The following is a 19943-nucleotide window of genomic DNA, read 5'->3' as shown; positions in this document are numbered from 1 at the left end:
CTCCTCAATTAGCAGCCAATTGATAAGCTTCCAGTTGTTTCCGCATTTCCGAAGACAGCTGCTGGCTGGTTTGTTCCTTAAAGTTATATTGGACAATAACCGACTGACCTTTAGCGACAAGAGCTCCTGTACTTTCTTCATACATATCCTGCTCGAGATGGAAACTGGATTGTCCTATTTTAACTACTCCGCTTTTCACTAGAAGTTTTTGATTGAAATAAACCTGTTTTAAAAAATCACATTTTATAGATGCTAAAATGAAATTCCAATCCTCATCCACCAGGTTTAAATCATTAAAAAATTTAATACGAGCATCTTCCATATACACAAAAAAATTATTATTATTTACGTGCCCAAGTAAATCAGTTTCACAGAACCGCACTTGAATTTCTGTTGTATGCATCTCGTTCGCTCCCTCACTGATTGGCTTTAGTTCCGTATTCGTAGAACCCTTTACCGGTTTTTCGTCCCAGCTCTCCTGCTTCTACTTTTTCAACGATTGTTCTGGATGGTTTATCCTTTGGGTTACCTGTCTCAGCATACTGCTGCTGCATGACATAATACCCCACATCAATTCCAGATAAGTCCATTAATTCAAATGGTCCTATCGGGTGACTTAACGCCTTTCTAGTGATTTTATCGATATCTTTAAAATCAGCATAGCCACCCTCATATAAAGCCATTGCCTCCTTTTGGATAGCAAAAAGGATCCGATTAGCAATAAATCCAGAAATCTCTTTTTGCAGCAGCACGGCTGTTCGATTCATTTGTTCACAAGCCTCCATAGCAATCTCAGCGGTTCGCTCGGATGTATGATCTCCTTTGACTACTTCCACACAGTCCATGACAAGGGGAGGAAAGAAGAAATGCATATTACATACCTTATCTGGTCTTGTTGTCGCATCCGCAATTAAGGAACTGACGATGGTCGAAGAGTTCGTAGCAAGTACCGCATGAGAGGGTACGACTATATCTAATTCCGAGAAGACCTCGCGTTTTACTTCCAGCTTTTCAATAACAGCTTCAATCACTAGATCTGCTTCACATGCAGCTTCTCGTAGATCTGTAGTAAAATACAAACGACCGAAAGCCTGGTCTCGTGCCTCCATCGTAATTTTTTCTTTAGCTATCCCTCTGTCCATGATTTTGTTCAAATCCATTTTTGCCTTTTTTAGTGAATCATTACTAATATCTTGAAGCGACGTTTTATAACCTGCCAAAGCACTTAGCATGGCAATTTGGTGCCCCATGGAGCCTGCACCAATTACTGCTACATTCTCTATACTCATGGCTTCTCCTCCTCAATCCCCTGTAGGATAATATTCATATAAATGTCCGTTAACTCTTTCTCCTTAACTTCTCCATCAGGTTCATACCAGAAATAACTCCAGTTAGCGATACCTAAAATGGCATAAGACAGCATATCCGCCCTAAGATCACTACGGAACTCTCCCCTATTAATCCCTTCTTCGATAATACTCTGTATATTTTTTTGAAATTGTTCACGTTTGGGCAGAATTTCACCTGTTTTTTTATCACTTAAATTTCGTATTTCTCTAAAAAATACCATCGCACTGTCTGCACCTTCAGCAATATTTTCAATCATCATTTCAACGACCGCGTACAATTTTTCTCGAGAAGACCATTCTATATTCCTATTAATCTTCTCTTGTTTGGTAAGCAGATCCGAGATAAAAGTATCGTGGATATAAACGAGAACGTCTTCTTTACTTTTGAAATAATAGTAAAAAGTTCCTTTGGTCATTCCATTCGCATCGACAATATCCTGGATGGAGGTCTCCCGAAAACCTTTACGCCCAAACAGAGCAATACACGTATCAATCATTTTGTCTTTTTTAGGTATGTTTGAATTCTGCTCTATCTCTAACATGAAGCATGCATTCCCCCATCCACAACCAGAACATCGCCAGTTACATAATTTGAAGCACTTGATGCAAGGAACAAGGCAGCCCCCTTCAAATCCTGCTCACTTCCAAAACGACCTAATGGCGTTCGGTCCAATATAAAGTCCCCACCCTGCTCCAGGACCCCTCTGGACATTTTCGTTGGAAAAAAACCTGGGGCAAGGGCATTAACCTGAATATTTTTCGATCCCCATTTTACGGCTAAATCCTTAGTAAAAGTAATCACGGCCCCTTTACTTGCGTTATAGCCCACTGTATCCATAAAACGGGGGTCTGCACCTCCCAGACCGGCGACTGAGGCGATGTTAATGATTTTCCCGGACTCCTGCTTTACCATGACTTCTCCTACTTTTTGCGACATAAGAAAAGTCCCGGTTACGTTCACGTTCATTACTTTGTGAAAAGCCTCTAAAGGCATTTCCAGGGCAGGTGCTCCCCAGGTAGCTCCGCTATTATTTACTAAAATATCAATCTTTCCAAAAGCTTCGACTGTTTGATCAACCACGTACTCAACATCATCCGGGTTTGTTACATTGCAGCCAAATGCCAATGTTTCGACCTTATTCTCTTCCTTCAGCCGTTCAGCCGTTGACTCACAAGCTTCTTTTTTTCTAGAACACAAAACGATATTGGCACCAGCTTCCGCTAACCCTTCTGCAATTTGCGCCCCTAAACCGCGGCCTCCTCCTGTCACAATCGCGGTCTTACCCTTTAGGTTGAATAACTCCATCACGTGCATTTCTTATCCCTCCTTATGCTTAGATAATTCAAGTCTCGCCAGTTGTCTACGGTGAACCTCATCCGGCCCGTCTGCCAGCCTTAATGTTCTTGAATTTGCCCACTGAGCAGCGAGTGTAAAGTCATTGCTTACTCCGGCTGCCCCATGGGCCTGAATCGCACGATCAATGACACGCAGGGCCATACTAGGTGCAACAACTTTAATCATGGCAATTTCGGTTTTAGCTTTTTTATTGCCTACCGTATCCATCATATAAGCTGCCTTTAACGTAAGGAGACGTGCCTGTTCCAGCTCTATTCGAGAATCGGCAATCCACTCCTGAACTACTCCTTGATCAGCTAAACGTTTTTTAAAAGCTACCCGATCTTGTACGCGCTTACATAATTCTTCAAGCGCTCGTTCAGCCGACCCTATTAATCTCATACAATGGTGAATACGTCCGGGACCAAGTCTCCCCTGAGCTATCGCAAACCCTTTTCCTTCTCCCCAAATTATGTTGGAGGCTGGAACACGGACATTTTCGAAGTCAATTTCTCCATGTCCATGTGGGGCATGATCGTATCCAAACACGGGCAGCATTCTTTTAATCGTTACGCCGGGGGAGTTCAATGGTACAAGAATCATAGATTGCTGCTCATATTTTTCGGCCTCCGGATCGGTTTTACCCATGAAAATAGCTATTTCACAGCGGGGATCACCTGCGCCTGAAGACCACCATTTACGACCATTGATGACATATTCGTCACCATCTTTCTCTATACTTGCTTCTATATTTGTAGCATCGGAAGAAGCAACATCAGGCTCTGTCATTGAAAAACAAGACCGAATTCTTCCATCCAGCAGAGGTTTAAGCCATCTCTCTTTCTGTTCGTCACTTCCGTAACGCGCTAGTACTTCCATATTGCCTGTGTCCGGAGCATTACAATTAAAAACTTCGGGTGCTAACAGCGACCGTCCCATAATTTCGCATAAAGGAGCATACTCAAGATTGGTTAAACCAGCTCCATATGTATCATCAGGTAAAAAAAGATTCCAAAGTCCCTGTGTCTTTGCTTTCGCTTTTAGTTCCTCCAGAACTGCCGGAACCTCCGACCATCTTGACTCCTGCTCGTTTAACTGATCTTGATACACTTTTTCATTGGGATAAATATACTCATTCATAAAATCATTAAGCTTCTGCTGATAAGCTTGCACCTTTTCTGAGTAATCGAAATTCATGCCAACTCACTCCTTACCCGGATTACATACCGACCGGTTAGTATGTCATTTCCATTTTATCCCGAATAATCTGATAATTCAAGTATTAAATGAACTATTGTTCACTTCAGAGAAAAAGATTTAATAAAAATATGCTGTAACATAAGTCCAGCAATTAAAATTGAATAATATAAACTCAGATCATTAGGGTAGTCAAAATGTGTAGGCTCCTGTGGGAACAGCACAGGCCGAAGATTCCGGGGGAATGCACTCGAGGATACTGAGGCCGTGCCCACGAAAAAGCGAAGTGTTTTGACGGAGCGATGATAAAAATCTTTTCTTGGCCAATAAATAATCCGAACTGATTTCAACAAAATCGTTCGGATTACTTTTTGCTTTATTCAGTTTTGCCTCAACCTCTTCTGTTTCCAATTATTAAGTAAAACTCCAAAAGAGTGCCACTCCTAATACTGCAGATAGAACAAATAAGATCTGCAGGCAGATACCAATGACCGAACAGATCATTCCTCCCTTGGCCACCCCACGGTAACCTTCATTTTCTCCAGAGACTTTCATGACTTTTCGACTGAAAATAACACCCATAATTCCAAGAATTAATCCCGCGAAGGGAAAAATAATGGAGAGAATTCCTAATACTAGTGATGCGATTGCCGCTCCTTTAACATTCACCCTGTTGTTTCCCTCCTATTTTGCAGTAATATATTTTTCGTGATCAGGCCACTTCCATAGGCGAGTACTGTGTAAATGACACACCACACAAAAAAGCTGGAATTGTATAAAATAAACATAGCTGTCATTGATATAATCCCGATAAAAATTGGCATAAGATATACACTTCGTAAAAATAATACAGCTATGCCGCCAAGAATAATACTAATCAGTGGATAAATAATAAACAGTAAGATAACCATATTGATTCTCATCCCTCCCTCCTTCAAATTTCTTCATATATATTCATATTCCTTCCATAAGATAAATCATCTGTCAGCAGCTGCCGGGGTTCTTCAGCCGGATAGAAGCGCGTTCTTCAACCCGATTCCTACATAGTTAAAAATGAAGGGTTTACTTTACTTCGTCAATCATTCTTCTTAGAAATGAAGCTGTAACCATAGTCGTTGGGAGACAGATTGTAATCCATGCAAATTCCCGGTCTAATAGTTCTGCAATTAAATAAGCAGCACGAGGATGGTCGTGGACCGTGGTATATTTAAATATGCTCTTACATTCCAGGACTAAGCTTTTATGCAGGGATCGTTCAATCGTTTTAAGTCCCAATAGTGCCCTCTTTGGACAATACTTACATAAAAGTACTCGCGCCAGATTTTCCATTACATTGGTAAGCATCTTAACTGCCCAAAGATCGTTCCCACGTCCAGCAGCCTTTTTATATTGAAGGAGAAAGAAAGCCGAATCCTCGACCGCGTCAACAAATTCCTGGTCTGAGAGGTTTAAATTGTATTCGACTTCATGCTTATTCAGCCTGGATGCAGGATCATACAACACTTTAAAAGCATCCTTATGTATAATAGTTTCATTAGTTACTGTAAACAAATCCAGGTGAAGTAAATCTTCATAAACAGCAATAATTTGAGGAGCTATAATAAAAATATCATCATAAAAAATCAGTGGCCGATAAGCTTCTAAATGTCGGACTCGCTTAGGAAGAAACTGTTCTGCATCGTCTACCAGGACATACAAATCCACATCCGAATGCTCATCTTCCTCTTCCCTCCCCAATGAGCCCTTTAAGAAAACAGCCTTCACCAGGTCATCTTGCTTTAAGCTTTCAGTAATCCTTTGAACGGCCTCGTACTGACGAATAAGTATTCCTCCTCTGAAAAATTATTACCTCATCATATCCTAAATAAAGGATTCTGAAAAGAGAAGTCGAAAATAACTTAAGGAAGGGACTGTTTTTTATAAAAAGAACTCGGACTACCGCACATGTACAACTTGAAATATTAAATAACCGGCTGCACCCAAATCACAATAAAAAGAGCGATGTTCAAGCACAGCTTCTCAAAATTTCCGCTGGTCACTATGGTGAAACAGCTGCCGACCATTATCTTCAATATCTACCCCCAGATACATTCTGCGTTATAAAAGACCTTCGCTTATTTGATGGAATTTCAAATTTTCAAATGGATACTTTGATAGTTACCCCTTGCTTTCTATTAATTCTTGAAGTGAAGAACCTTAAAGGTGATCTGAATTTTGACCTCATTCATAACCAGCTGTTTCGGGAACTGGAGGGGGTACGAGATATTTTCCCGGATCCTTTTCTTCAAGTTGAACACCAGAAACTCCAGCTTTCTCACTGGTTAGATAACTACAATTGCATTCAAATGCCGATTCACTCATTTGTTGTAATCGCAAATCCGAACACTAGTTTCAAGACAACTGAGAAGAATTCATTCGATTGGAGCACGTGTATTGTCCGGTCAAAAGGAATCATACCTGCTGTCCACAAATTGTACTCCTCTTATAGTGACAGGGGGGTTTTAACTAAACAACAAACTCACGAACTAGCTGCTCTTTTTGAAAAGGAAAACTCGCCATTCTCCCGCTCACTGGTAGAAAAGTATGAAATTACAATGGACCAATTAATTCTGGGTGTACAATGTGAAAAATGCAGGGTTTTCGGAATGGAACGAAAGAGAGATCATTGGAAGTGCGGCCGCTGTGAATGGAAGTCCAAAGACGCTCATAAGCAGACACTGAGGGATTATCACACTTTATTTGGAAGTGAGATCACAAATATAGACTTTCGCAAGTTTGCGGGATTAAAGTCTGTGAAAGTCGCTCGGAAGTTATTAAAAGAAGTTTGCTCTCACAATTCAGGCCACACGCAATCAAGAAAGTATTATATAAAATTATGATAAGTCGCTATAATTTTTGTTAGGACGTTATCTAAATGGGTTAAGGCGCTATTATTTACGTTAGGGACTTATCTACTATCGTTAGGGCGCTATCTCATTTAGTTAGGGCGTTATCCCTTTCCCCCTTTCTTACACAAAAAAGAAGGGAAGCCTCAGCTTCCCTTCCACTTTATCTTGTCTGGCCGTCGCCTTTCATTAAGAACTTGATAGTCGTCAATGCCGGAAGTCCCATTGGGCCGCGGGCATGCAGCTTTTGAGTAGAAATTCCGATTTCTGCTCCAAAGCCAAGGGCTCCACCATCGGTAAAACGTGTAGACGCGTTATGATACAGAGCCGCCGCATCTACTAGGCTCAGAAATTTCTGAGCGGTGTCAGCGTTCTCCGTCACAATCGCTTCAGAGTGCTTCGTACCGTAGGTTTCAATATGAGCAATGGCTTCACTCAAGTCGCTCACTGTCTTAACTGCAATATCTGTGCTTAAATATTCATTTGCCCAGTCTTCATGGCTGGCAGGAACAGCATCTGGAATAACATTTACTGCTTTTTCATCGCCATGTACGTTAATGCTATGCTGCTGCAGGGCATCGATCAAAGCAGCACTGTGCTGCTCAAGCCACTCTTCATGAACAATCAGCGTCTCTGCTGCGTTACACACAGCTGGACGATCCGTTTTGGCGTTCACAAGAATATTGATAGCTTTTTCGACATTTGCTTCTTTATCTACATAGATGTGGCAGTTTCCCACTCCTGTTTCAAGCACGGGAACAGTAGCGTTCTCGACAACAGCTTGAATCAGCTTGCCGCCGCCGCGAGGAATGAGTACATCAATGTGTTCTTTCATTGTAAATAGTTCATTCGTAGCTGCCCTATCCGTACTTGCGATAAACTGCACCGCTTCTTTAGGAATCTTTGTTTCCGCAAGGCCTTTGTGAATGACATCAACGATTGCACCGTTCGAGTTAATGGCGGAAGACCCACCCTTAAGCACAATCGCATTCCCTGATTTTAGAGCAAGCCCTGTAGCGTCAACTGTTACATTAGGACGAGCTTCATAAATCATGCCGATCACACCAAGCGGGACCGTAACTTTTTCTACTTGAAGGCCGTTATCCAGCGTCCAATCTGACAGAATGCTTCCCGTTGGATCCTCAAGCTTTGCTACTTCACGTAACCCGTTAGCAAATTCACTAATTCGGTCTTTTGATAGTGACAGTCGATCCATAAAAGCATCAGAGAATCCTTTTTCTCTTCCATTTTCAAGGTCCTTCTCGTTAGCGTGCAAAATGGTTTCGTACTCTCTCTCTAATACATCTGCTAAATGGTTCAGGGCTTCATTTTTCTCACTTTCTGAAAGTACCAGAAGTGATTTGGAAGCTTTCTTTGCTTCAATCGCTTGTTCCTCAACGTTCACATTACTTTTTGTTTGTGTCATCAAAGACCTCCTTGAAAGTTTGGCCCACGCCGTGGTGGGATCGTCCGGTGACCCGGACGTCTTAATATTTACCTAATTGTACTATACACCGACCGGCAGTTTAACTTCTAAATGACAAACTAAATCTTTGCTTTCTATTGCAGCCATTTCATAGGCAGATAATTCATCTTCTGTCAGCCCTATCATCTTTTCAAGCTGCTTAGATGAATAATTTACAACTCCAAGGCCGATTTCTTCACCATTTAAATCAAATATCCGTACAACCGCACCTTTCTTGAAACGGCCGTTTACATGATGCACATTAATCGGAAGCAGGTTTTTCCTTTGATCAACGATTGTTTCACGCGCTGCGTGATCAATAGTTACTTCTCCTTCTGGACCAGAGTTAAAGGCGATCCACTGTTTCTTCTGGTTTAAGTTTTCACAATCCGGCTTAGGTTCAAAGTACGTTCCCACAGCCTTACGATAAACAGCATCATATACTACATTCTCTGTACTGGCTTTGCCCAGGAAGGAAGTAATGCCTGAAGCCATAGCAATCTTGAATGCATCAATCTTGGACTTCATACCGCCTGTACCGACATCACTTCCCGGATCTCCTGCTGCTGCTTCAATTTCCGGAGTAATTTCATGAACTGTGTCAAGTAGTTTAGCATTGCTATCTTTTCTCGGATCTGCATCATACAGACCATCTATATCTGAAAGAATGATAAGCTCATCCGCGTCAACTAAGCCCGCCACTTTGGCTGACAAGGTATCGTTATCGCCAAATTTCAAACGGTCAATTGTAATTGTATCATTTTCGTTAACAATTGGTATAATACCGCGTTCCAGCAGTACATTGATGGTATTACGCGCGTTGTTGTATCGATCTTCGTTAGAAAAGTCACTGCGCGTGATGAGGATTTGGGATCCTACATAGCCATGAGATAGGAATAAATCAGAATATGATTCCATGAGCAATCCTTGGCCAACGGACGCTGCAGCTTGTTTTTCCGGTAATGAATCCGGTCGAGTCAGGCAGCCAAGCTTACGGTATCCAGCTGCTACTGCACCAGATGATACAAGCAATACTTCATGCCCGTCATCTTTAATGCGTACGACCTCATCTACTAATTTCTCAAGTTTACGGCGGCTGATTTCACCGTGAAGACTTGTTAATGAACTGCTGCCAATTTTTATAACTACACGTTTGTTGTTCGTGCCGTTAACCAATTTATCACTCCTATTGTTTGCTATATTGTTAAAGAGGTTAGATTCTTAAAATTTATTATTTAGAGCCTACAAGCATTCCTTCAAGTTCTTTACTCATCTCTTTTGAACGGCTTGCAGCTCCTTTGATGGCTTCTGATATTGCTTCTCCTCCGCCTGCCTGGTGAAGGGCTTTAAGTCCGGCTGCTGTTGTGCCATTAGGAGATGTTACATTCTCTCTAAGTTCAGATGGACTTTCATCACGCTCAAGCATCATTTTAGCTGCGCCAAGCAATGTTTGGGCTCCGATCTCTCGTAATGTTTCGCGATCGATCCCTTCTGCATTGCCAGTTTCTTCGATGTGTTCCATTAAATAATAGAAGTAAGCTGGTCCGCTTCCTGCGATTCCTGTGAAGACATCCATTTTATCTTCATCAATAACAAATACCTCACCAATGGATTGCAGTAATTCTTTTGCGACCATTACATTATTCATAGCTGCATACTGGCCGGGGCAGATCGCTGTTGCCGATTCTCTAAGCATGCTGGAGGTATTAGGCATTACACGTATTACTTGCTGATCGTCATTTAACCGTTCTTCCATATATGAAGTAGTAATTCCTGCTAATACAGAAACAAGCACCTGATCAGGGGTAATCCGATTTTTTAAATCTTCTAAAACAGCATCTATATCTTTAGGCTTCATTGCCAAAATAAATTGGTCAACTTCACCATAATCTAAATTTTCTTTTAGAACGGTGCGAACACCATATTTACTTTGAATTTCGTTTAAACGATCCTGATTGCTTCTATTCGTAACAATGATTTGATGCGCAGGAATGCTTTCTGATTCAACCATTCCAGAAATCATAGCTTCTGCCATAGATCCTGCACCTAGAAAAGCAATTGTCTGTTTAATCATTTGCGTTACATCTCTCCCGTTCGCGTTTTTTGTTCGCTTCATTCAATGACGTTTTTCATCATAACACTAGTAAAAACTAGTTCAAGGGGTATTTCACAAGTCACGTCTATATTGTCCAATTAGTGAGCGTAAACGGTTTCATGGAGAGATATTTATCATTCATCGCTTCTCATCGCAAATAATTACGATTCAAGCGGCTATATGGAGATTGTTTTTTTGGAAATAATAAGGATTTCGTGTCTGAGTTTTCTAAATATTGCTTTTATGGCGGGTTTTATTAGAAAAGCCTGGCTTACACTCAAGTCCAAGGGCGTAAGTCGTATTTTTCATATGCTTATCTTTTTACAAAGTTTAGATTTTGAAGTACAAAAAAAGACCCTCCCCAATTGAGAAGGTCCTTAGTTAACCATCTGATTGTACTTTACAAGCTTTTCGTGCAACGCACCTGCAGGAATAAAACGAGCCATTCGGTCTAGTTCCTTTCCTTCAGCCAATATTATCACGACAGGTACTGTAAACACGGTAAACTCTCCTGCGACCTCTTTTACTTCCGCTGCATTAACATGTAAAGGATGAATGCAAGGGAAATCTTTCAGTAACTCCTCTACTTGCGGAAGCAGCGATTGGCATACAGAGCAGCCTGGCTGTGAGATATAAATAAGGGACAGCAATCCCCCTTCCACAAATTCACGTACCTCTTCAATGGAATGAGCTTGTCTCATCTTTTCACTCCTATCATCGATTTTACCGCCTGGTTCTTTATTAGCAGAAACAGTTGGTTTATACTAATGGTTAAGAGGTGAACATATGTCACTAATCAGCTTAATTGTACCATTTTTAATGATTTTAATAACGATGATAGTCCTGTTTGATTCCGCGAAGAACGGCATTACTCCTACTCCTACAACATCAAAAGAGAAAACGGCCGCTTTAAAAATTTCCGAGCCCTTCAAACCAGACTCGATTGCAGACTTAGGAGCGGGCTTTGGAACTATGGCTTTCCCCTTAGCTAAACAATTTCCGAACTCCAGAGTTGTGGCATACGAAATGGCTGCACTTCCATGGATCTTTTTGCTTATAAGAAGCAGAATTCAGCCCCGGCCAAATTTAACGGTACGGAGAAGAAACTTTATGAAGGAGGATTTATCAAAACATGATCTCCTTTATACCTATCTCTACCCTAAAGCAATGGATCAATTGCAGGAGAAAATCAACCATACTCCCGTCATATTAATATCGAACTTCTTTCAAATGCCGGGTTGGAAGCCCTCTTTAATATGGCCGGTCGAGTCCAGAACCAGATATAGTTCCTCCATCTATTTATATAGAAGAAATGGATAAAAGCTGAACCTTTCTCTTTTATTCAAGCTCTTTTGGCGGCGCATTTTGATGAGCCTTTTTAGCTACTTCATCAAAAATATTTTCCTCATTTGAAGGAAAAGTGGAAGGCAGCGCTTTGTTTGACCCCAATGCCTCTTTTAAAGAAATAATTTCCTGCTCCAACCGCTGTAAATCTTTTTTTGTAGCCGGCTTGCTATCTTCTTTTAACTCATACCCAATTTGGCCATTTGGCTCTAAAGTAGCAGATTTCACGTCAGCCATTGTAGAAACGTTCTGCTGGCGCAGCTTCATTTCCAGTTGGTCTACTGTAAAACGCAGCTTTTTTAAATTGCCTTTATTTAACTGGCCGTTTTCTATGATAGAAATCGATTGTCCGGTGAACAGCTTCTCAAACAAATTCAATTTTAGCTGGGTGAATTCCATCACAATTAAAGAAAGTACTAACAAAGCTCCGACCCCGAAGGTAACCCAGATGTTCTTGCCAGCAACTGGTTGTATGAGAAGTGACCCTATGGCTATCATAATAACAGTCTGAGCAAGTGTCATTTGGGATATAGACTTTCTCCCTGCAATCCTTAGAATAAACGTACCGATGAAGATGATTAGTATGGATTTCCATATCCAGTCCCATTCCAAGATTATCCCTCCTTACGCATATTCTCACTCGAATGTCCTTATCTATTCATAAAGGGTGTTGCATTCCCTTCCTTTCTCCGCTATAATCTTTTCAATACATAAATTCTATGAAAAAGAGAGTAGCTTTATTGACTGGTTCAAAGCGAGTCAGGGTTGGTGAAAGCCTGACATCCGTCATAAAGTGAACCGGACTTTTAAGATGCCCTTCTGAACCAAGAGTAGGATGCGGCCGGGGAGCACCCCGTTACAAATTTCAAGTGGTGAACGACAAATCGTTCAGCTATTAGAGTGGTACCGCGGGCAAACACCTCGTCTCTTCTAAAGAGATGAGGTGTTTTTTTATTTAAGGAGGTAATCAAATGGAGAAACACGTACTGGCCCTTCAGTTATCCCACATACTAGGAGAAGAATTCAGCAGGGATTGGATTTATGCCAATATTGAAGTTCCTAAGAATGAAAAAATGGGTGACCTGGCGTTCCCTTGTTTTAAGCTCTCACCCTCCTTGCGCAGGGCGCCTCATGAATTGGCGAGCGAACTTGCTCCTCAGTTGAAACATGATTTATTTGAGAAAGTTCAACCTGTGAATGGATATATCAATATCTTTCTTAACAAAGCATTTATAACTGAACATACAATTAAGCAAATGATTACCGAAGGAGAGAGTTACGGTAAACACTCTTTTGGGGAAGGAAAAACAGTGGTCCTTGACCTTTCGGCTCCTAATATTGCGAAACCTTTTTCAATGGGGCACCTCCGTTCCACTGTCATCGGTAATGCTATTGCTAACCTCGCTGAACGTTGCGGGTTTAAAACAGTTAAGATCAACTACATCGGAGACTATGGTACTCAGTTCGGTAAGCTGCTGGCTGCTTACCAAAAATGGGGAGACGATGAACGAATACGAGCAAATCCCATAGCTGAACTTAATAAGCTCTATGTAGCGTTTCATGAACAAACCAGCCACTCCCCAAGTTTAACAGGAGAAGGCCGTGCCTGGTTTAAAAAGCTTGAGGAGCAGAATGAAGAAGCGGTGAAGTTGTGGAAGTGGTTTAAAGACGTTTCCATAAAAGAATTTGATAAGATTTACCAGCTTCTCGGAATAGAATTTGATCTTACCCGCGGAGAAGCCTATTATAACGATAAAATGGAGTCAACAGTTGATTTATTGAAGGACCACAAACTGCTTGAGGAATCTGAGGGAGCTCAAGTTGTTCGTCTTGATAAGGAAGGACTACCCCCTTGTTTAATTAAAAAAAGTGATGGTACCACTATTTATGCTACTCGTGATTTGACAGCAGCCATTGATCGCTATCAAAATTACACATTTGATGAAGCTCTTTATGTAGTCGGACATGAACAGTCGCTCCATTTTCAGCAAATAAAGCATGTTCTCCGCAAGCTTCAGCTGCCCTGGGCCCAGAACATTAAGCATATCTCATTCGGTATGATGCTTCAGGATGGATCTAAGATGTCTACGCGCAGAGGAAAAACAATTTTATTAGAAGAAGTGTTAAAGGATGCTATACGGCATGCTCGATTAAATATAGAAGAGAAAAACCCACATTTAGAAAATAAAGAAGATGTGGCACACCAAGTCGGGGTTGGAGCAGTTATTTTTCACGATTTAAAGCATGACCGTCAGAATGATGTTGAATTTTCACTAAAAGACATGCTGACATTCGAAGGTAATACGGGGCCTTATTTACAGTATTCCTATGTACGGGCAGGATCAATACTTGAAAAAGGAGCTTTTGTTGCTGAGCAGGCTGAAGCTAATCTTAATGATCCTGATTCCTGGTCGCTTATTAAGCACTTGCGTACATTCCCAAACGTTATAGAACAAGCGTATAGAGATTACGATCCGAGTAAAGTAGCTAAATACCTGCTTGAGGCGGCACGTGCTTTCAACCAGTATTATAGCAAGTCAAAGATTCTAGGAGATGACCAGCAGCAAGCTAAGTTAACGCTGGTATACGGTTTCTCTATTATTCTTAAAGAGGGATTACAACTACTAGGCATCGAAGCTCCAAATCAGATGTGAGCCATTACGGTCAGTGATGCATCGATTCTATTAAGGTTCCGTCATTTTTATAATTAATTGAGCAAAAACCTCATATCGATCCCTTCTTTCCTATATAATAGTCTATTGTGAAGTTATATAAAAAAGGAGATTATATATGGAAGGAAATGAATCAAACGAATATGAATTTTTAGCTGATGATCCTGATTTTAGTGTAAAGCCTGTAATGTTCTCTCTCATTATTGGGGCTTTTTTCGCCATACTGAATGAAACTTTATTAAACATTGCATTGACGTCTCTAATGGAGGTCTTCACAATCGATCGTCCAACCGTACAATGGATGGTTACAGGTTTTATGTTAATTATGGGGATCTTAATTCCTGTTTCTGCGTTTATGCTGCAGACATTCACCACGAGACAAATGTTTATAGGGACGATGACTGTTTTCACAATCGGCACATTAATTTGTGCACTTGCTCCAACATTTGCTGTCCTTCTGACAGGAAGGCTTATCCAGGCCATTGGTACTGGTTTGCTAATCCCTATCATTTTCAATACCTTTTTGCTTATCTTTCCGCCGGAGCGGCGCGGGGCCATCATGGGGATGATCGGATTGGTTATTATGTTTGCACCTGCTATCGGTCCAACACTGTCAGGAATTATAGTGGAGCATTTAGGCTGGAGATACTTATTCATCACCGTCATACCATTTGCTCTCTTCTCCATTCTTTTCGCTTATAAATATTTACGAAATGTCGGTGAAGTAACAAAACCTAAAGCTGATATCCTGTCTATTATTCTGTCCACGATAGGATTCGGCGGGATTGTCCTGGGATTCAGCTTTGCAGGAGAAGGGGAAGCTGGCTTTATGGAACCTCAGGTATATAGCTTTATTGTAGCCGGAGCAGCATCTTTAATTGTTTTTACCCTTCGACAGTTAAAGCTTGACGAACCTCTGCTGGACGTAAGGGTATTTAAATACCCGATGTACTCCATCGCTCTTTTTATGTTTCTCATCGTCATGATGTCTATGTTCTCTTCAGAAATTATTTTGCCTATGTTTATGCAGGGGCCATTAGGATTGACCGCAGCAGCGGCCGGGCTTATATTACTTCCTGGTGCATTGCTGAATGGCTTGATGTCCCCTGTAATGGGGAAACTTTTTGACAAATTCGGCCCAAGGAAACTAATAATTCCGGCAGCCGCAGTACTGACGGCCACTATGTTCTCCCTCAGTCAAGTAAGTGAGCATACGCCTGTCTATGTCATAATTATCAGTTATATTCTGTTAATGTTATCTGTATCGGCAATTATGATGCCTGCTCAAACGAACGGGCTTAACCAGCTGCCCAAACGTCTCTACCCTCATGGTACAGCCATTATGAATACGTTACAGCCTGTAGCAGGAGCCATTGGCGTTTCAGTGTTTATCAGCATTTTAACTACCAGGGAAGAGAGTGCCTTGAATCAAATGGCTGATCCAGGATCCGAACAGGCAGTAACCCAGGCAATGGTCTTAGGGGTGGAGCTCGTCTATTTCGTGGCCTTTGCCGTAGCTCTAGCAGGTTTTGTTCTTTCTCTTTTTGTTAAAAGAGCACGGCCTGTAGATCTATCTAACGAAACAACTTCCTAGTTTTTTTCTATATCACTTGGTAAAATTTAATTAATACAGCATATAAACAGGGGGGGCGGTTGTTATGTATCCTATTTATTATGTAATCATTATAGCGGTATGTATTATTGCCGGCATTGGAACAGTTCAAATCGCCAGAGAAATGACTAAACGAGAAAAAGAGGATGACACGCCGGAAGCCGATTTAACCCGCTTAAAGGCAGAACGTCCCGTTAAAGATTCAAGCATACGCTTATTGACGACGATTTATACCATAACCTTTGTTATTACCATTCTGCTCATATGGATATTTATTTTTTAAAAAGACGGCTCTGGCCGTCTTTTTTAATTTTGGAAAACACGGGAATAGTAAAACATGAATAGGATAGTAAAAACAGGATGTATGATCCCTGATTGAAAAGAGGAACCAAAAATGGAACCGATGTTTTTTCAGAATTTGTCTTCTCCGAAAATGAGCTTCGAGGAAGTATTTTCTCACATCCAAACTTTCCTGAAGGATGATCCTTCAGGTCAATATAAACTCATGTTAGGTACAGATTCCCAGGTTCACTCCGACCATACTCTATTTATCACCGGAATTGTTATCCATCGTGTCGGGAAAGGAGCGTGGGCCTGCTACCACAAAAAAGTGATTCCGAGAACGATGAGAGTGCTTCATGAAAGAATCTCTTATGAAACCAGCCTCACGGTTGAGGTGGCATCTCTTTTTACTAAAGAAAAAATTGATCAATTAATTGAGATCGTCCTCCCTAACATTTATCAAAATGCCAGTTTCACGATTGAAGGCCATATTGATATCGGAGCGGGAGAAAGAAACAGAACTAAAGCGTATGTTAATGAAATGGTTGCCAGAATCGAGTCTCTTGGTTTTGAACCAAAGATCAAACCCGAATCCATAACAGCGAGCAGTTATGCTAACAAATATACGAAATAATTGTTTACGCAGCTGCTGAAGCCACCTGTTGGCGAGGCTTGCGCGTAGCGAGATAAACACCGCTGAAAATAATCAATAAGCCCAGCAGTAAATTTTTCGTTATCGGTTCTTCCAATAACACATACCCCCATACCATTGCAGTAATTGGGATGATATAAGTAACAGAAGTAGCGAATTCCGCACTACCGTTCTTGACCATATAATAAAACAGTAAATGAGCAAAACCTGATCCAAAACAACCTAAACCCACAATGGACAGCCATACTCCAGGCTGGGTCATTACTTCAAATTCAAAAGTTGCAATTGACCCTGTAACTACCATGCCTGCGAAACCAAATGCGGAAGCTACCAGCAATGAGCAAGTTGTAATGAGCAGAATAGAAGTTTCCTGTAAATGCTTTTTCGAGAACTGAGAAGCAAATCCATAAGAAATTGAAGCCATAATCATCGTCCCGATCCCAATAAAGCTTTCGTTAAATAATTCAAACACATTGAAATCCATTAATACTAATATACCGACAAAGCCCAGCAAAATACCGAGCCATTGTCTTCGTTTCAATACAATGGAAAAAAACATAAAGCCAACGAGGCCTGTACATATCGGAGTCAAAGCATTCATTACTGCTGCCGTACTGCTGTGGATTTCCGTTTCACTCCACGCAATCATTCCCCAGGGCAGCCCAGCATTAAATATACCTACAAACAATAAAGCTTTCCAGGGAATTCGTCCTTTTATTTCTTTTCGTTTAAGATATAAAACCGGTAGCAATACCAGTGCCCCGGCTAAACACCTGAAAAATACAGTGCCCCAGATTCCTACTGGATCCAAAAGCCATTTAATAAATACGAAGGACAATCCCCATATCAAACTTAAACCTATTAAAGCGCTATATAATTTCATCGATTTATCCCTCTTTATTCTTATTTATTGCCGCTTTTGAACGGGTGTGAAAACGTCTCTCCACTTTTTTTACAGAAACGAACATGGTGTAGAGCTCCTTCTAACCAGGAACCGTGCTTACAGTCCTGCTGCCTTGACTTCGCACCGCTTGTTGGATATGTAAAATATCAGTATTCCCATTTTGTTCCGTTCATTTTCCTATCACAGAGGGTCCCACGGTCACAACTACGGAAAAACAGCAGTATCTTAACAAACTATATAAAAAATGCTTGCAGAGAAATCAAAGAATTCTCCACAAGCTGGATCCACCCCGTTTAACAGGGTGTGTCACATAATCACTTAGATATTTTCTTTAATACTTCTAATACTTCCGAAGGCTCAGCCCGATCTTTGTAATCAGCTTTCGTATATTCATAGATAATGGTTCCATCCCGATCAATGACGTAAGTAGCCGCAACAGGAAGCTCCCACGATTCATCTCCGTTATGCAAATCGACGTCTAATCCTTTTTCTTTATAAATGTCAGCAAGATAATCTGGTACTGGATAAACGAGTTGATACTTACGCGCCACCTCATTGCCGACATCACTTAACACACGAAATTTCAGTTCATTTTTCTGCGCTGTACTAAGTGAATAATCCGGTGTCTGGGGACTAATGGCAATCAACTCTCCCCCATTATTGTGAATCTCATCTAAAATCTGTTGGTACTCCCTCAACTCCATGTTACAGTAAGGGCACCATCCTCCACGATAAAACGTTAAAATAACCGGTCCTAGATCGAGCTGGTTTGATAGCTTTACTTGATTTCCATTAGGATCAGGAAGTGAGAAGTCCGGAGCCTTGTCCCCTTCTTTCAATCCTTCTCCATCATCCGAGCTTTTTAATTCATCAATGGCGTTTTTCATTTTGTTCTGAATTTCTTGAGGTGTCGCTTCTTTAAACTTTTGCAAGTACTCATTGTAGCGTTCCTTCATAGCCGTCTTCATATGAAAAACTCCTTTATCATATTATAAACTAAGTATAATAGATGAAGAGACAGGATTGAAGAAAAGCGCTCACGCCTTCTCATCTCCGAGACTGTCAGCGGTCACATAAGCAATAAAGACGGCTGCTATTCCTGCACTGAGTTTTCCTGCCATAACAGCAACCATCATTTCTTTTTCCACTCCGGCTACAAACCCGATATGACTGCCAAAAGCAAATGCCCCGCTGACTGCAAACGCAGCATTCATAACTTTTCCTTTAGGGTTCATGTCTTTCATCGTAGCAAACATAGGAAGATGGTGGGCTAATGATGCAATAAATCCTGTCATTGCGACGGAATTGATCCCTAATCTAGGACTTAAACTTTCCCACAGCTTCTCCCCTTTTTGATTTATAAAAGCAACTAAGGGATAGGCCCCTGCCAGAGTAACCGTAATGGTGCCGACAATCTCAACTCCTTCATTTAAAGGAGCCATACCAGGAATAATTGTCGTATCGGTTAACGTCTCAATGATGATAGCCACTAATCCGAATATGACTGTTACTTCAATTCCTCTGCCGAATTTAGAGAAGAGCATTATGGTTAAAGTAGTAAACTTCCAAAGACCAATACCTACGAGAACAGCTACAATAACAGCAGGGAGAAGATTCCGAAGCATCCAGAGAAATTCATATCCTGCAAGAGCTCCACCTATCAAACAGCCGGCAGGAATCGTTAAGATGCCAATTAATATACCTCGCGCAAAATAGCGCTGATCGCTTTCTTGAATAATCGTTAGCGCAATTGGTATAGTGAACACTAATGTCGGCCCCATCATCGTTCCTAAAAATGCCCATGAAAAGATGGCAGCATCATCACTTGCCGCAAGTGCTTCTGAAAGCGGGTAGGCTCCCATATCGATAGCCAGCAGCATTGAAGCGAACATAGCAGGATCAACGCCGATCGATTCAAATAAAGGGCTAACAACAGGTGAGAGCATGTGCGAAATCACTGGTGCCAGCGATATAATTCCGACCATAGCTAAGGCAAGAGGGCCCATCATTTGAAAAGCCTCATGAAAACGGTCTCCCAGACGGAAGCGGTTGTTAAAAAAGGTATAGTCCACAGCTCCTGCTGCCATAAACACGGTCATAAGAATTAAAATCGTATCATTGATCCACATAGACACCGCTCCCCATCCCCA

General features: G+C 41.3%; 22 protein-coding genes and 1 other annotated feature. Of the genes, 6 read left to right on the top strand and 16 right to left on the bottom strand.

Annotated elements, in window-relative coordinates; genetic code table 11:
* Positions 1-4: 4 nt before the first annotated feature.
* From C1A12_RS17885 to C1A12_RS17845, 8 genes are all read right to left on the bottom strand, one after another.
* The gene (locus C1A12_RS17885) at positions 5-403 is read right to left on the bottom strand and encodes a thioesterase family protein (protein ID WP_101846071.1); all 399 of its coding nucleotides are present in this window, start codon (positions 401-403) and stop codon (positions 5-7) included.
* Between the two features lie 13 nt (positions 404-416).
* Entirely contained in the window at positions 417-1289 is an 873-nt protein-coding gene (locus C1A12_RS17880; protein WP_101846069.1) for a 3-hydroxyacyl-CoA dehydrogenase family protein, read from the bottom strand.
* Positions 1286-1891: a TetR/AcrR family transcriptional regulator gene (locus C1A12_RS17875; protein ID WP_101846067.1), complete on the bottom strand. Its 606-nt coding sequence runs from the start codon at positions 1889-1891 to the stop codon at positions 1286-1288. Before C1A12_RS17875 ends, C1A12_RS17880 begins: the two co-directional genes overlap by 4 nt.
* A complete protein-coding gene (locus C1A12_RS17870) occupies positions 1885-2664 on the bottom strand; it encodes an SDR family oxidoreductase (RefSeq protein ID WP_101846065.1) in 780 nt (259 codons plus the stop codon). The genes C1A12_RS17875 and C1A12_RS17870 overlap by 7 nt, the downstream gene beginning before the upstream one ends.
* Before the next feature lie 3 nt (positions 2665-2667).
* On the bottom strand, positions 2668-3882 hold the full coding sequence (locus C1A12_RS17865; protein WP_101846063.1) for an acyl-CoA dehydrogenase: 1215 nt from the start codon (positions 3880-3882) through the stop codon (positions 2668-2670).
* A gap of 414 nt (positions 3883-4296) precedes the next feature.
* Positions 4297-4551 (bottom strand): hypothetical protein, encoded by a 255-nt coding sequence (locus tag C1A12_RS17855; protein ID WP_101846059.1) that lies wholly within the window; start codon positions 4549-4551, stop codon positions 4297-4299.
* Entirely contained in the window at positions 4548-4805 is a 258-nt protein-coding gene (locus C1A12_RS17850; protein WP_101846057.1) for a DUF2651 family protein, read from the bottom strand. The genes C1A12_RS17855 and C1A12_RS17850 overlap by 4 nt, the downstream gene beginning before the upstream one ends.
* Before the next feature lie 139 nt (positions 4806-4944).
* Complete coding sequence (locus tag C1A12_RS17845; RefSeq protein WP_373420494.1) at positions 4945-5676, bottom strand: nucleotidyltransferase domain-containing protein; 732 nt, start codon at positions 5674-5676, stop codon at positions 4945-4947.
* A 77-nt stretch (positions 5677-5753) separates the two neighbouring features.
* Between C1A12_RS17845 and C1A12_RS17840 the strand changes: the two genes are divergently transcribed.
* Positions 5754-6761, top strand: coding sequence for a nuclease-related domain-containing protein (locus tag C1A12_RS17840; protein WP_101846054.1), 1008 nt, complete (start codon positions 5754-5756; stop codon positions 6759-6761).
* Positions 6762-6930: 169 nt separating this feature from the next.
* On the opposite strand, the gene C1A12_RS17835 is transcribed toward C1A12_RS17840, so the two are convergent.
* From C1A12_RS17835 to C1A12_RS17820, 4 genes are all read right to left on the bottom strand, one after another.
* On the bottom strand, positions 6931-8193 hold the full coding sequence (locus C1A12_RS17835; protein ID WP_101846053.1) for a glutamate-5-semialdehyde dehydrogenase: 1263 nt from the start codon (positions 8191-8193) through the stop codon (positions 6931-6933).
* Positions 8194-8274: 81 nt separating this feature from the next.
* Entirely contained in the window at positions 8275-9408 is a 1134-nt protein-coding gene (gene proB / locus C1A12_RS17830) for a glutamate 5-kinase (protein WP_101846051.1), read from the bottom strand.
* Positions 9409-9463: 55 nt separating this feature from the next.
* Positions 9464-10306, bottom strand: a complete 843-nt coding sequence (gene proC, locus C1A12_RS17825) for a pyrroline-5-carboxylate reductase (RefSeq protein WP_101846050.1) — start codon at positions 10304-10306, stop codon at positions 9464-9466.
* Positions 10307-10704: 398 nt separating this feature from the next.
* A complete protein-coding gene (locus C1A12_RS17820; protein WP_101846048.1) occupies positions 10705-11028 on the bottom strand; it encodes a thioredoxin family protein in 324 nt (107 codons plus the stop codon).
* A gap of 85 nt (positions 11029-11113) precedes the next feature.
* Here C1A12_RS17820 and C1A12_RS17815 point away from each other — a divergent pair, with 85 nt between their 5' ends.
* Positions 11114-11647, top strand: a complete 534-nt coding sequence (locus C1A12_RS17815; protein WP_101846047.1) for a hypothetical protein — start codon at positions 11114-11116, stop codon at positions 11645-11647.
* A gap of 18 nt (positions 11648-11665) precedes the next feature.
* Here the strand turns inward: C1A12_RS17815 and C1A12_RS17810 are convergent, their stop codons facing one another.
* The gene (locus C1A12_RS17810) at positions 11666-12283 is read right to left on the bottom strand and encodes a DUF421 domain-containing protein (RefSeq protein ID WP_101846045.1); all 618 of its coding nucleotides are present in this window, start codon (positions 12281-12283) and stop codon (positions 11666-11668) included.
* 98 nt (positions 12284-12381) lie between these two features.
* Positions 12382-12603 (top strand) — a binding site (T-box leader).
* A 39-nt stretch (positions 12604-12642) separates the two neighbouring features.
* Between C1A12_RS17810 and argS the strand changes: the two genes are divergently transcribed.
* The 4 genes from argS to C1A12_RS17790 all read left to right on the top strand — a co-directional run bounded on the left by argS (position 12643) and on the right by C1A12_RS17790 (position 16871).
* Entirely contained in the window at positions 12643-14325 is a 1683-nt protein-coding gene (gene argS, locus C1A12_RS17805) for an arginine--tRNA ligase (RefSeq protein WP_101846043.1), read from the top strand.
* 136 nt (positions 14326-14461) lie between these two features.
* Positions 14462-15937, top strand: a complete 1476-nt coding sequence (locus C1A12_RS17800; protein WP_101846041.1) for an MDR family MFS transporter — start codon at positions 14462-14464, stop codon at positions 15935-15937.
* 64 nt (positions 15938-16001) lie between these two features.
* The gene (locus C1A12_RS17795; RefSeq protein ID WP_101846040.1) at positions 16002-16238 is read left to right on the top strand and encodes a hypothetical protein; all 237 of its coding nucleotides are present in this window, start codon (positions 16002-16004) and stop codon (positions 16236-16238) included.
* A 111-nt stretch (positions 16239-16349) separates the two neighbouring features.
* Positions 16350-16871 (top strand): ribonuclease H-like YkuK family protein, encoded by a 522-nt coding sequence (locus tag C1A12_RS17790; protein WP_101846038.1) that lies wholly within the window; start codon positions 16350-16352, stop codon positions 16869-16871.
* Positions 16872-16875: 4 nt separating this feature from the next.
* On the opposite strand, the gene C1A12_RS17785 is transcribed toward C1A12_RS17790, so the two are convergent.
* From C1A12_RS17785 to eutH, 3 genes are all read right to left on the bottom strand, one after another.
* Entirely contained in the window at positions 16876-17772 is an 897-nt protein-coding gene (locus C1A12_RS17785) for a DMT family transporter (RefSeq protein ID WP_101846036.1), read from the bottom strand.
* Positions 17773-18107: 335 nt separating this feature from the next.
* Positions 18108-18761, bottom strand: coding sequence for a peroxiredoxin-like family protein (locus tag C1A12_RS17780; RefSeq protein ID WP_101846034.1), 654 nt, complete (start codon positions 18759-18761; stop codon positions 18108-18110).
* A gap of 69 nt (positions 18762-18830) precedes the next feature.
* Complete coding sequence (gene eutH / locus C1A12_RS17775) at positions 18831-19922, bottom strand: ethanolamine utilization protein EutH (RefSeq protein WP_101846032.1); 1092 nt, start codon at positions 19920-19922, stop codon at positions 18831-18833.
* Between the last annotated feature and the right edge of the window lie 21 nt (positions 19923-19943).

Source organism: Halobacillus sp. Marseille-P3879, assembly GCF_900240285.1.
Lineage (GTDB): Bacteria > Bacillota > Bacilli > Bacillales > Halobacillaceae > Halobacillus_A.
Note: the sequence above shows the minus strand (reverse complement) of the source record. Positions and strands in the feature narration are given on the sequence as shown.